Source organism: Terrisporobacter sp., from assembly GCF_017888745.1.
Lineage (GTDB): Bacteria > Bacillota > Clostridia > Peptostreptococcales > Peptostreptococcaceae > Terrisporobacter.
In genome coordinates this window covers 1-13,770 of sequence record NZ_JAGHFM010000119.1, presented here as the reverse complement: position 1 = coordinate 13,770, position 13,770 = coordinate 1, and the positions used below count along the sequence as shown (strand labels likewise).

The following is a 13,770-nucleotide window of genomic DNA, read 5'->3' as shown; positions in this document are numbered from 1 at the left end:
TGTAAATAGAGATATAAATAATAATAAAAGTAAGAAAAATAATAGTATTAGGATCTTTGATGTTAAACCCATAATATGTAAGTTATCAAATTATATATATGAAGATTGTTTTAAAATTCATTTTGCTGTTTTAGATGCATTATTAGAAAATGGAGTTACAGAAGTTAATTCATATATAGACCAAAGATCAATAAGACAATCAAATGCATTATTTAATAATTACAAAGATGGATTTATAAGTAAATTAGATGGGTGTAAAGTTGTGCAGAAGATAATTATGGCTAATCCATATAGAAAAGATGTTTATGAATTTTTAGTAAAAGAAGATGGAGATTTTATGCTAGAAATAGAAAAATTAGCAGAATACTTAGGCTTTGATTTAAAAGAATATAAAGGGTTGCTAATGGATATGTATATAAAAGAACTAATGGATAAAGGTGTTGGTAATATAGATTTAGCAAAGGAAAAAGTAAAAAAATATGCCAAGTATATAGGTTGTAAAAATGATAGTATTTATATAACTAGAATAGATGCCATATACACATTTGAAAATGCTTAATAAAATAGCTTCTACATTTATGTAGAAGCTATTTTATTAAAATAATTAATTAACTTATTAAAATTTCAATGATGGTATATATAAAATTAAATAACATATTAAATAAATATATACTATTTAATTTTATAGTTAAAATAATAACAAAATTTGAGTTTTCATTTGCTATAATTTCCTTTTTTTGCTAATATTATTATTAGTAGTACATATATAATATGGATACAATTTTTAAATGGGGGGTAAGCAAGATGAGTCAAAAATGTTGCTGCGAAAATGAGCAATTTCAAGATTTTAAAGAATTAGATCTTGTTTTAGATAAGTATGCCAAAGTACCTGGAAGCCTTATAACAATTCTACAAAAAGCTCAAGATATCTATGGATACATATCAATTGATACTATGAATCACATATCTGAAGCAACAGGGATTAAAACAGCTAAGATATACGGTGTTGCTACTTTTTATGCACAATTTAGACTACAACCAATTGGTAAGTATTTAATAATGCTTTGTCAAGGTACAGCATGCCATGTCAACGGTTCTGAAATGATAGAAGAAGCTGTATGTGAGTTATTAAATATTAAGGATGGTGAAACAACAGAAGATGGATTATTTACCTTAAATAATGTGGCATGTTTAGGATGTTGTTCATTAGCACCAGTTATGATGATTAAAAGTGCTGACAGTGACGAGACATATGGAAACTTAACTAAAGATTCTGTAAAAGAAATTTTAACAGAAATCAAAGAAAGATCATAGGGGGTGAATAGGGGATGAAGGTTATAATCGGTCAAGGTAGTTGTGGTGTTGCAACAGGAGCAAAAAAGACAGCTGCAGAATTTGAAAGATTAATCATTGAAAAAGAACTAGATATAAAAGTTGATATTACAGGTTGTGTTGGTACTTGTTATCTTGAACCAATAGTTGATATTTATGATGATAATGACAATATGACTAGATATGTAAAGGTAAAATCAGATAAAGTTGCTGAAATAGTTGAAAAACATCTTGTAAATGGGGAAATAGCAAGTGATGTGGCAATATCTGATGAAGATAAATTATTTATAGAGAAACAACAAAGGGTAGTACTTAGAAATTGTGGCTTAATTAATCCAGAAAAAATAGAAGAATATATTTCAGTAGGTGGATATGAAGCTACAAGAAAAGTTGTTACTTCAATGAGCCAAGACGAAGTAATAGAAGAAATAAAAGTTTCAGGATTAAGAGGTAGAGGAGGAGCAGGATTTCCTACTTGGTTTAAGTGGAATGCTGCAAAAAAAAATCAAGGAGAACAAAAGTATATAGTTTGTAATGCTGATGAAGGAGATCCAGGTGCTTTCATGGATAGATCTGTTCTTGAGGGTGATCCACACTCATTAATAGAAGGTATGATAATAGGCGGATATGCTATGGGAGCTAGTGAAGGAGTTATATATGTCCGTGCTGAATATCCTCTTGCTATTCATAGATTAGAGATAGCTATGTCTCAAGCTAGAGAAAAAGGTTTTTTAGGCAAAAATATATTTGATAGTGAATTTGATTTTGATTTAAGAATCAAAGCAGGTGCAGGAGCTTTTGTATGTGGAGAAGAAACTGCTCTTATAGCTTCATTAGAAGGTGAAAGAGGTATGCCAAGGCTTAAACCACCATTCCCAGCAGAAAAAGGCTACTGGCAAAAACCTACAAATATAAATAATGTTGAAACTTATGCAAATGTTGCTTGGATTATAGCAAATGGAGGAGATGCATTTGGTTCAATGGGAACAGATAAGAGTAAGGGTACTAAAGTATTTGCTCTTGCAGGCAAAATAAAAAAAGGTGGACTTGTAGAAGTGCCTATGGGTCTTCCACTAAAAGATGTTATATTTGGAATAGGCGGAGGAATAAAAAAGGATAAAGAGTTCAAAGCAGTCCAAATGGGTGGACCATCAGGTGGATGCATTCCTGCTAAACTAATAGATACTCCTGTTGACTATGAAAATATAAATAAAACAGGAGCTATAGTTGGTTCTGGTGGAATGATAGTAATGGATGAAACTACTTGTATGGTAGATATGGCAAGATATTTCTTAGATTTTACAAGAAAAGAATCTTGTGGAAAATGTAATTACTGCCGTATTGGTACAAAGAGAATGCTTGAAATTTTAGAAAGAATCACTAATGGTGAAGGTAAAGACGGAGATATAGAATTACTTGAAGAATTAGCTATTAAAATAAAAGATGGTTCTATGTGTGGATTAGGACAAACTGCACCTAATCCAGTTCTTACTACAATCAAATATTTTAGAAATGAGTATGAAGATCATATTTATAATAAAAAATGTACAGCAAAATCATGTAAGAATCTTATCTCATTTAATATTACTGATAATTGTAAGGGTTGTACAGCATGTGCTAGAAAATGCCCAGTTAGTGCAATATCAGGTGAAAAGAAAGAAATGCATGTTATTGACCATGATAAATGTATAAAATGTGGTAAATGCGAAGAAACTTGTAAGTTTAACGCTATAGTTAGAGACTAAGAGAGGGGGATTATAAAATGAAAAAATTCAGATTAAATATTGACGGTAAAGAAGTATTTGGTTTACCTGGTCAAACAATTCTTGAAGTTGCAAGAGAAAATGATGTTTTCATTCCTACTCTATGCTTCGACGAAAGAACAAAAATATATGGTTCATGTGGTTTATGTGTAGTTGAAATTGAAGGTATGCCTAAAATGGTTAAAGCTTGTGCCACTGAGATATCATCAGATATGATAATAAAAACTAATACTGAAAGAGTAATAGAATCTAGAAAAACAAATTTAGAATTATTGTTATCAAATCATATAGGAGATTGTAGACCACCCTGTGTACTTTCTTGTCCAGCAGGAACAGATTGTCAAGGTTATGTAGGCTTAATAGCTAATGGAGAACATGAGGCAGCTATAGAATTAATAAAAGATAAAATACCACTACCAGCTTCTTTAGGTAGAGTATGCCCACATCCATGTGAAGAGAAATGTAGAAGAAAATTAGTTGAAGAGCCTCTATCTATACAGTGGTTAAAAAGGTTCGTTGCTGATAAAGATTTAGAATCAGAAAATCCATTTATTCCAGAAATAGAAGAAGAGACAGGGAAAAGTATAGCTATAATTGGTGGAGGACCTATGGGTCTATCTGCAGCATATTTTTTAAGACAAATGGGTCATAGTGTAACTATAATAGAATCAATGCCTAAACTTGGTGGTATGCTTCGCTATGGTATACCAGAATACAGACTTCCAAAAGCTGTCTTAGATGAAGAAATAGCTTTAATAGAAGATATGGGAGTTAGAATTATTCCTAATACTAAAGTTGGTATGGATATACCTTTTGAAACAATAAAATCTGACTATGATGCAGTATTGCTTGGAATAGGTGCTTGGGTATCTACTGGGGTTAAATGTAAAGGTGAAGATAGTATAGGTGTAATAGGTGGAATTGATTTTTTAAGAAAAGTTGTTAGAAATGAAGAAATTAAACTTGGAGAAAAGGTTGCTATAGTTGGTGGCGGTAATACAGCAATGGATGCTTGTAGAACGGCTATAAGGCTAGGAGCAAAAAAAGTTTATAATATATATAGAAGAACTAAAAATGAAATGCCAGCTGATATGGTAGAAATAGTTGAGGCTGAAGAAGAAGGCGTAATCTTCAAAAATTTAACTAATCCTATAGAAGTAATCTCTGATGAAGAAGGAAAAGTAAAACAAGTAGTTCTTCAAATTATGGAACTAGGTGAGCCTGATGCATCTGGAAGAAGAAAACCAATACCTGTTGAAGGAAAAACAGAAACTATTGATATTGATACTATGATATTGGCTATAGGTCAAGCAGTTGATTCGTCATGCTTCGATGGCTTAGAAAAAACTCGAAAAAATGCAATAGCATATGACAAAGATACATTTATGACTAGTATGGAAGGTGTATTTGCTGGTGGAGACTGTGGTAATGATAAAATATCTATTGCAGTAGAGGCTATAGCAGATGCTAAGAAAGTTTCTGAGTCTATAAATTCATATTTAAATGGAGAAATACTTAAATATGAAAAACCATATGTAGTAGAGAGATTTGATATAACTGAAAAAACATTTGAGGATAGAGAAAGAATGTGCAGACCAGTTATGAATCAATTAGAAGCTGAAGAAAGAAGAGATAACTTTACAGAAGTTGTATTTGGATATGATGAAGATCAAGCTGTAAAAGAAGCTTCTAGATGTTTAGAATGTGGTTGTCATGACTACTTTGAATGTAAGTTGATAGAATATGCTAATGAATATAAAGTTGAACCAAATAGACTTGCAGGAGATAAGAATAAAGTAGAATTTGAAGATAATCATCCATTTATAGTAAGGGATTCTAATAAGTGTATACTTTGCGGACTTTGTGTAAGAGTCTGTGATGAAGTTATGGGAGTAGGAGCATTAGGTTTAGTTAATAGAGGATTTGATACAGTGGTTAAACCTGCTTTAGAAAAGCCTCTTGAAGAATCTGGATGTATGTCTTGTGGTCAATGTGTAAGTGTTTGCCCAACAGGAGCTATTCAAGAAAGACAATCAGTATTTAAAGAAGTACCTCTTGATACAAATGTTACAGAAACTACATGTTCGTTCTGTTCAGTAGGATGTAGTTTACACCTTGAATCTTATGGTGATATGTTAATTAAATCTAATCCAGCTAAAGATGGAAAAGTTAACAAAGGTCTTATATGTGGAAAAGGAAAATGGGGATTTGATTGTTCTGTATTAGAAGGAAAACTTACAAATCCACTTATAAGAACTAAAGAAGGATTTAGAGAAAGTGATTATCATGAAGCTTTAGTATTAGTTTCTAAAAAAGCTGAAAGTATAGCTGCAAAATATGGAAAAGATTCAGTGGCAGTTTCTATATCTGATAGATATACAAATGAAGAAGCCTATGCTATTAAAAAATTAGCAGAGGTAATGGGAGCTAAAACTCTTTGTTTTAATAATAGAAAGAGTGGAGTTGAAGAAGTTCTTGGATTAGATGTTTCTCCAAATACAATAGATGAACTACTATCTACAAATGTTATATTAACTTTTGGCTTTATAATGGAAAATAACCCAGTAATTCAACTTAAGTTAAAACAAGCGGCTGAAAATGGAGCTAAAATATATGTAATAAATCCTGTAGGATACGAAGTTAATAACTTTGACTTTGCTACAAAAGTAGTATATGTAGAAAATAATCTTGATACCTTAAAAGAAATAGCTAAATCATTAATTGATATGGGTAAAGTGTCATCTTTAGCTAATTTTGAAGAGTTTAAATCTTCTTTATCTAATATGGCAGTATCTGATGATATTAAAGAAATTGCAAATGAATATGTAAATGCTAAAAAATCTATGATAGTATTCCAACAAAATGTTGTATCATATGAAGCTTCTATTATGATAGCTAATATTGCATTACTATCAGGTCATATTGGATCTCCAAGAGATGGTATCTTACAAATTAAGGCTAAAAATAATTCTCAAGGATTAATAGATATGGGAATAAAATCTGGTAAGGAATCAATGAATGGAGTTAAAGCATTATTATGCTTTGGAGAAAATCCATCATATGACTTTGATGATTTAGAGTTCTTAATGGTTTGCGATACTCATATGACTGAAACTTGTTATAAAGCCGATGTTGTAATACCAGGAACTGGATTTGTAAGTGTAAATGGAACCTTTACCAATACAGAAAGAAGAATACAAGAAGTAAATCAAGCCATATATGAAGATGTAGAATTATCAAACTGGCAAGTTGCATCAGAAATAGCTCATATATATGAAGTAGAATTTAATTATTTAGATACTTTAGATATAAGTTTGGAAATGGAAGATGTTCTTCCTAGATATAAATATGCTAAACTTGGGCAAATCCTAGGGAATGTACTATCTCCAATCAATCCTAAATTTATATTAGTAGATGAAGGTAATTTTGTTGATGTTCTTGAATGTAGTGATAATTTAATGAATGTTATAAATGATAGATTGCCTAAGCAAGCTAAAACAGAACATAGATGTTTATCTTATAATATATAAACAATTATAAACACATTTTTATATTAATATAAAGAGCCACCTAAAAGGTGGCTCTTTTGATTCATTATAAAAATTACTTATTATTTATTATTATCTATAGCTTTTTGAGCATATGAAGTAGTAACTACAGAATCATAAGGTATTTTTTCCTCTAACTCTCCGCCTTCAATCATTATATTCATCAAATTATCTAGACTTTCTTCTTTTAATAAAGGATCAGAACACCATGCATCTATTTCTTTATATTTTTGAGCAACAACTATTAAATCTTCTTTTGAAGTATCTTCAAAGAAAGGTTGCATAGCTTCTGCTATTTCTTCATCTGAAGCTTTTTGAACCCATTGTTGACCTTTATATAATGCATTAGTAAACCTTTGGATTAAATCAGAATTTTTTTCCATATAAGATTTAGTTGCTGAATATGCTGTAAAAGGAACTTCACCAGCATCTTGGCCAACGGAAGCTACTATATAACCAGCACCTTCTTTAACTAACTGACTTGCAGTTGGTTCAAAAGCAGTAGTATAGTCACCTTCTCCAGCAGCGAAAGCGCCTGACATAACTCCAAATTGAATATCTGTTCTTACATTTACCTCACCATTAGAAGTATTTTCTCCAATAGTAAGTCCCTTATCTTTTAATAAATATTCTAAAGTCATTAGAGGTACACCGCCAGCTCTTCCTCCTAAAACTTCTTTACCTTTTAAATCGTCATAAGAGAAATTATCATTTTTTTCCCTTGAGACTATAAAACTTCCATCTCTCTTAGTTAATTGAGCAAAGTTAACAGCATAGTCATCGCTTCCTTGATTATATACATATATTGATGCTTCTGGTCCCATTAATCCAATGTCAGCTTCTCCAGAAATTAAAGCAGCCATTGTTTTATCAGCACCTTGTGCATCTATTAAATCAACTTCTATGCCTTCTTCTTCAAAAAATCCTTTAGTTATAGCCGCATATTGAGGAGCATAAAAAACAGAATGGGTTACTTCTGCTATAGTAATTTTATCCAAATTTTTATTTTCTGATGTTTTTTGTTCTTCTGTATTGCTACAACCTGTTAAACAGCAAATACCAAGCGCGAATGCACTTGTTAAAGCAATAATTTTTTTGTGCATAAATATATTCCCCCTTAGAAATAATAACCATAATATATAGTATTACTAATATACAATTGTTGTTACATTTTTTAATTAAAGTTATGTAGAAAAAATATGATTATTTATGATAATAAAAAAAGCTATTATATAGTTGTAAAACTATATAATAGCTTTTTTCTTTAATAATTTAACTGCACATTGCTAGTGTCTAATAAATACTCATTATCTTTTGGAAGTATGTTATTATAAATAAAATCTTTTAATACAACAGTAGAGTTTATGTCATATAACCATACCCATCCTGCATTTTTATAACTACCACCCTTTGTATGAATACCATCTATTATTGGGAACTCAGCTTGAATCATTGCCTCAGATAATGGTTTACTAGATAGTATACTAATGGCATCAGAAGCTAAACCTAATATATCATTTGAGTTTAAATTAGTTGTTAGATATGGAATAATAGAATCAATTAGAGCAGGGAATTTTGTTAATGATGTATTTTTATATTTTTCAACAATTGCCATTATAACTTCCCTTTGTCTCTCATCTCTATTTATGGCGCTATCATTATATCTAATTCTAGTGTAAGCTAATGCTTGATATCCATTTAAAGTTTGTTTTCCAGTATTAGTTATTAATTGTAACTGACCTTTTTTAGGATTATCAGATATTTCATAACATTCTTTTGTGTATTTATTTAATTGAGATATTTCATTTTGTGAAACATCTACTTCCACACCATCTAAAACATAAATAATATCCATTAATGAGTTAAAGTCTACTATAGCAAATTTATCAACACCTATGCCAAACTCATTTTCAATAGTCTCAAATAATAAAGATTCTTTCCCCCAGAAGTAAGCAGTATTTAATTTACCTTTACCTTTACCTGGGATATCTACATATGTATCACGAGCTAATGATGTAAGTTTGATATTTTTATTGTTACTATCAATAGTTAATATAATCATAGAGTCTGTTCTAAAAGCTGTTTCTCCTTTTCTACCATCTGTACCGAGTAACAATATATTTGTTACACCTTTTACATCTTCTAATTTAGAAGTATAAGTAGATTCAACAGTTGCATCTTTAAGTTTAAAATTAATATAACCATATGTCCCTACTGGTATAAGTATTAGTAATAAAACTAAACCTATTATAATTTTTTTTAATTTTGACAATTTAATCCCTTCCTATCTTGTATATTATAAATTTTAACTATAATAGAAATTATAACAACAAATATAAATTGTATCAATATTTAAGTATTTTATTTTGTATATTTTGTAAAATAAGAGATTAAATTGTTGATATAAGTAGGTGAGTTTGAATAGTATAATTTAACTTATTGGAAAATACTTCTAAAATATTAAATAATATCATATAATTATCTTGACGAGTAGTCAAAAAAATAATGGAGGGGAAACAAAGGAATGAAAAAATTATTATCTGTTTTACTATCTTGTATCTTAGGGTTGAGTTTGGTAGCATGTAGCAGTTCTTCATCTGATGATTCAAGTGAAAAAAGTGATGGTGGAGAAATAGCAATGATAACAGACATAGGGACAATAGATGACAAATCTTTTAACCAAGGAACATGGGAAGGTATAGAAGCTTATGCAAAAGAAAAAAATATTTCTCATAAATACTACAAACCAACAGAACAATCTACAGATGCATATTTAGCATCAATAGAATTAGCTGTACAAGGTGGAGCAAAAGTAGTTGTTACACCAGGATATTTATTTGAAGAACCTATTTACATAGCACAAGATAAATATCCAGATGTGAATTTTATACTAATCGATGGTAATCCTCATGATGCTGATGGAAAAGAATACAGAACTAATAAAAATACAGTTGGGATAGTATTTGCAGAAGAAGAATCAGGTTATCTTGCAGGTTATGCAGCAGTAAAGGAAGGATATACTAAGCTAGGATTTATGGGTGGAATATCAGTTCCTGCAGTTGTGCGTTTTGGATATGGATTTGTTCAAGGTGCAGATGTAGCAGCTAAAGAACTTGGTATAGATACTGTAGATATTAAATATCACTATACTGGTGGATTTGATGCTACTCCAGAAGTTCAAACATTAGCTTCTTCTTGGTATACTGATGGTACAGAAGTAATATTTGCTTGTGGTGGAGCAGTTGGCAACTCAGTTATGTCAGCTGCAGAGTCAATAGAGGGTAAAAAAGTTATAGGTGTTGATGTAGATCAAAGTTCTGAATCTGATACTGTGATAACATCAGCAATGAAAGGTTTATCTTCTGCTGTAGAACAAACTTTAAATCAATACTATAATAATCAATTCCCTGGTGGAAAATCTTTAGTTTTAGGTGCAGAAAAAGATGGAGTAAAGCTTCCAATGAATACGTCTGAATTTAAAAAATTTACACAAGATGATTATGATAAAGTATATAAAGATTTAGCTGATGGTAAAATTAAACTTCAAAAAGATGATGTTAAAAATGCAACTGATTTAGACTTAAGTAATGTTACAGTTAGAGTTGTCAAATAGTAAAAATATATAATTATATAAATACTAAAAGTCAGTTCTCTTAAGAACTGACTTTTTATTTGTAATAAATTAGAAAATTGTAATTACCAATATTTTCCTATATAATGAAATTAAATAGATAAATTGAGGAGATGGCTATGGAATATATAATTGAAATGCTTAACATAACTAAAGAATTTCCGGGAATAATTGCAAATGACAATATAACATTACAATTGAAAAAAGGCGAAATACATGCGTTGCTAGGAGAAAATGGTGCTGGAAAATCCACGTTAATGAGTGTATTATTTGGAATGTATCAACCAGAAAAAGGTATAATCAAAAAAAATGGAAGTACTGTAGAAATTAATAATCCAAATGATGCTAATAAACTTGGTATTGGTATGGTGCATCAACACTTTAAATTAGTACATAATTTCACTGTTTTACAAAATATTATTCTAGGAGTAGAAACAACAAAACATGGATTTTTAAAAATGGATGATGCAAGAAAAAAAGTTATAGAACTATCTGAGAAGTATGGTTTAATGGTTGATCCAGATGCAATCATAGAGAATATAACTGTAGGTATGCAACAACGTGTTGAAATATTAAAAATGCTTTATAGAGAAAATGAAATTCTTATTTTCGATGAACCTACAGCTGTTTTAACACCACAAGAAATTGAAGAATTAATGAAAATAATGAAGAACTTAACTAAAGAAGGAAAATCAATTCTATTTATAACTCATAAATTAAATGAAATCAAAGAAGTAGCCGATAGATGTACAATACTTAGAAAAGGTAAATACATAAATACTGTTGATATATCAATCACATCAAAAGAGGAATTATCAGAGATGATGGTTGGGCATAAAGTAAATTTTGAAATTGATAAAAAAGAAGCTGAACTAGGAAATATAACTTTAGAAGTTAAAAATTTATGTGTAAATTCAAAGACACATGAAAAAAAAGTTGTAGATGATGTTTCTTTTAATGTGAAAAAGGGTGAAATTGTATGTATTGCAGGAATCGACGGAAATGGTCAATCAGAGCTTATATACGCACTTACTGGATTAGGGTCTATAGATGGAGGGAAAATATTATTAAATAATATAGATATTACTAACGAAAGTATAAGAAAAAGAAATATGAAAGGTATGGCTCATATACCAGAAGATAGACATAAAGACGGTCTAGTATTAGATTATTCATTAGGAGAAAACTTATTACTTAAAAGATACTTTACAAAAGAATATCAAAATAGAGGATTTCTAAAATTTAATGCCATAAATGAATACTCTAATTTACTAATAGATAAGTTTGATATTAGAAGTAGTCAAGGCAGTAAAACTATTACAAGAAGTATGTCAGGAGGTAATCAACAAAAAGCAATAATCGCTAGAGAAATTGACTTAAATCCAGAAATACTTATAGCTGTTCAGCCAACAAGAGGCTTAGATGTTGGTGCCATAGAATATATACATAAACAATTAATAGATGAAAGAGATAGAGGTAAAGCTGTATTATTAGTGTCACTTGAATTAGATGAGGTCATGAATTTAAGTGATAGAATTTTAGTTATTTATGAAGGTAAAATTGTAGCTGATTTAAATCCAAAGGAAGTCACAATTCAGGAGCTTGGATTATATATGGCAGGATCAAAAGTTCAAAATCAAAGAGAGGAGAAATGTTATGAATAAAATAAAAAATCTTATAAAAAGTGATGGATTTAACAATGCTACTTCATCTATTTTCGCCATATTAATAGGTCTTGCTTTTGGATTTATTATATTATTTATAAGTGATCCTTATAAAGCAGTTAGTGGATTTGTAATTATTTTAAAAGGCGGATTTAGTACGGGAGCGAAGGGAATAGGGCAAGTTTTATACTTTGCTACACCGCTTATACTTACTGGATTGTCCGTTGGATTTGCCTTTAAAACAGGATTATTTAATATTGGTGCACCAGGTCAATTTATTATGGGGGCTTTTACAGCTGTGTTTATTGGGGTAAAGTGTACTATTTTACCTGCACCTTTCCATTGGATGATAGCATTATTAGGTGCTGCTATAGTAGGAGGACTATGGGCTTTAATACCTGGTATACTAAAAGCATATTATAATGTTCATGAAGTTATATCTACTATTATGATGAATTATATTGGCATGTATTTATGCAACATGTTAGTAAAAGCATATATATTTGATTCTAACAAGTCTTTATCACAAAACTGCCTACCAAGTGCAGATTTACCTAAATGGGGGCTTGACAAAATATTTTGTAATATAACAGGATCCTACAGTGATATTTCTACTGTAAATGCTGGAATAATTATAGCTATATTAGTTGCTATAATTATCTATATTGTACTTAATAAAACAATATTTGGATACGAATTAAAAGCATGTGGTTTTAATCCTTCTGCTAGTAAGTATGCAGGTATTAATGAAAAAAGAAATATTGTATTGTCTATGGTAATATCAGGTGCATTATCAGGATTTGGTGGAGGATTATTATATCTTTCGGGTGCAAATGGTCGTCATATAAAAGTTGTAGATGTATTAGCAGCTGAAGGTTTTAACGGTATTCCTGTTGCATTACTTGCTTTATCTAATCCTATTGGAGTTATATTTTCAGCAATTTTTATATCTTATCTTACTTTAGGTGGTAATTATTTGCAAACCCTAAATTATATGCCAGAAGTGATAGATATAATTATCTCTTGTATTATTTATTTTAGTGCTTTTGCTCTATTCTTTAAATCCCTTTTACCTAAATATATTAATAAAAGAAAAAATAGGAAAAATGAAGGAAGTAAAGATGTTGAAATTATAAATACAATAGAAGGAGGGAATAAGTAATGGATATTTTATTTCTTATTGCACAACAAACCATGTTCTTCTCCATACCGTTATTAATAGTTGCACTTGGAGGTGTGTTCACTGAAAGAGGTGGTGTTACAAATATAGCATTAGATGGAATTATGATAATAGGTGCATTCACAAGCATCTTATTTATTAATAAAGTTCAAGATAAAATGAGTGGTCAATCATTATTAATCTTAGCTATACTTATTGCCATGATAACAGGAGCAATTTTTTCATTATTATTAGCATATTCAGCAATTAATATGAAAGCTGATCAAATAATAGGTGGTACAGCACTTAATATGTTTGCACCTGCTTTTGCAATATATGCTGCAAGAATGATACAAACTAATGGTGTTCAACAAATTACATTTAATAATACATTTAGGATATCATCCGTACCAATACTTAGCGATATTCCTATAATAGGAGATTTATTTTTTAAAAACTGCTATATAACAACTTATATAGGTGTATCCATATTAATAATATCTGTAATAGTATTATACAAAACGAGATTTGGACTTAGATTAAGAGCATGTGGAGAGCATCCTCAAGCTGCTGATTCTGTTGGTATAAATGTTTATAAAATGAGATATGCAGGAGTAATAATTTCAGGAGCACTTGCAGGTCTTGGTGGATTAGTATTTGTAATACCAACTTC

At 30.0% G+C, this 13,770-nt stretch carries 9 protein-coding genes and 1 pseudogene; 8 read left to right on the top strand and 2 right to left on the bottom strand.

Features of this window, described 5'->3' with window-relative positions; genetic code table 11:
• From J7G74_RS05905 to J7G74_RS05890, 4 genes and pseudogenes are all read left to right on the top strand, one after another.
• Positions 1-559: pseudogene (locus J7G74_RS05905) on the top strand (kinase); the annotation flags it as partial.
• Between the two features lie 245 nt (positions 560-804).
• Positions 805-1,314: an NADH-quinone oxidoreductase subunit NuoE gene (gene nuoE, locus J7G74_RS05900; protein WP_297133075.1), complete on the top strand. Its 510-nt coding sequence runs from the start codon at positions 805-807 to the stop codon at positions 1,312-1,314.
• Between the two features lie 14 nt (positions 1,315-1,328).
• Complete coding sequence (gene nuoF / locus J7G74_RS05895; RefSeq protein ID WP_297133073.1) at positions 1,329-3,077, top strand: NADH-quinone oxidoreductase subunit NuoF; 1,749 nt, start codon at positions 1,329-1,331, stop codon at positions 3,075-3,077.
• A 17-nt stretch (positions 3,078-3,094) separates the two neighbouring features.
• Positions 3,095-6,625 (top strand): FAD-dependent oxidoreductase, encoded by a 3,531-nt coding sequence (locus tag J7G74_RS05890; RefSeq protein ID WP_297133071.1) that lies wholly within the window; start codon positions 3,095-3,097, stop codon positions 6,623-6,625.
• A gap of 80 nt (positions 6,626-6,705) precedes the next feature.
• On the opposite strand, the gene J7G74_RS05885 is transcribed toward J7G74_RS05890, so the two are convergent.
• Complete coding sequence (locus J7G74_RS05885) at positions 6,706-7,746, bottom strand: ABC transporter substrate-binding protein (RefSeq protein WP_297133069.1); 1,041 nt, start codon at positions 7,744-7,746, stop codon at positions 6,706-6,708.
• A gap of 161 nt (positions 7,747-7,907) precedes the next feature.
• Entirely contained in the window at positions 7,908-8,915 is a 1,008-nt protein-coding gene (locus tag J7G74_RS05880; protein WP_297133067.1) for an LCP family protein, read from the bottom strand.
• Positions 8,916-9,167: 252 nt separating this feature from the next.
• Between J7G74_RS05880 and J7G74_RS05875 the strand changes: the two genes are divergently transcribed.
• The 4 genes from J7G74_RS05875 to J7G74_RS05860 all read left to right on the top strand — a co-directional run.
• Positions 9,168-10,256 carry a BMP family lipoprotein gene (locus J7G74_RS05875; RefSeq protein ID WP_297133065.1) on the top strand — a complete coding sequence of 363 codons (1,089 nt, stop codon included), beginning with the start codon at positions 9,168-9,170 and terminating at the stop codon, positions 10,254-10,256.
• A 137-nt stretch (positions 10,257-10,393) separates the two neighbouring features.
• Positions 10,394-11,938, top strand: coding sequence for an ABC transporter ATP-binding protein (locus J7G74_RS05870; RefSeq protein WP_297133062.1), 1,545 nt, complete (start codon positions 10,394-10,396; stop codon positions 11,936-11,938).
• A complete protein-coding gene (locus tag J7G74_RS05865) occupies positions 11,931-13,100 on the top strand; it encodes an ABC transporter permease (RefSeq protein ID WP_297133060.1) in 1,170 nt (389 codons plus the stop codon). The genes J7G74_RS05870 and J7G74_RS05865 overlap by 8 nt, the downstream gene beginning before the upstream one ends.
• Positions 13,100-13,770: ABC transporter permease (locus J7G74_RS05860; protein WP_297133058.1), on the top strand; the 671-nt coding region annotated here is incomplete at its 3' end. The genes J7G74_RS05865 and J7G74_RS05860, both read left to right, overlap by 1 nt.

Excerpts from the sequence above, each read along its gene's own strand:
- J7G74_RS05865 (WP_297133060.1), top strand. The coding sequence starts at position 11,931 with ATGAATAAAATAAAAAATCTTATAAAAAGTGATGGATTTAACAATGCT.
- J7G74_RS05890 (WP_297133071.1), top strand. The coding sequence starts at position 3,095 with ATGAAAAAATTCAGATTAAATATTGACGGTAAAGAAGTATTTGGTTTA.
- nuoE (WP_297133075.1), top strand. The coding sequence starts at position 805 with ATGAGTCAAAAATGTTGCTGCGAAAATGAGCAATTTCAAGATTTTAAA.
- J7G74_RS05870 (WP_297133062.1), top strand. The coding sequence starts at position 10,394 with ATGGAATATATAATTGAAATGCTTAACATAACTAAAGAATTTCCGGGA.
- J7G74_RS05875 (WP_297133065.1), top strand. The coding sequence starts at position 9,168 with ATGAAAAAATTATTATCTGTTTTACTATCTTGTATCTTAGGGTTGAGT.
- J7G74_RS05885 (WP_297133069.1), bottom strand. The coding sequence starts at position 7,746 with ATGCACAAAAAAATTATTGCTTTAACAAGTGCATTCGCGCTTGGTATT.
- nuoF (WP_297133073.1), top strand. The coding sequence starts at position 1,329 with ATGAAGGTTATAATCGGTCAAGGTAGTTGTGGTGTTGCAACAGGAGCA.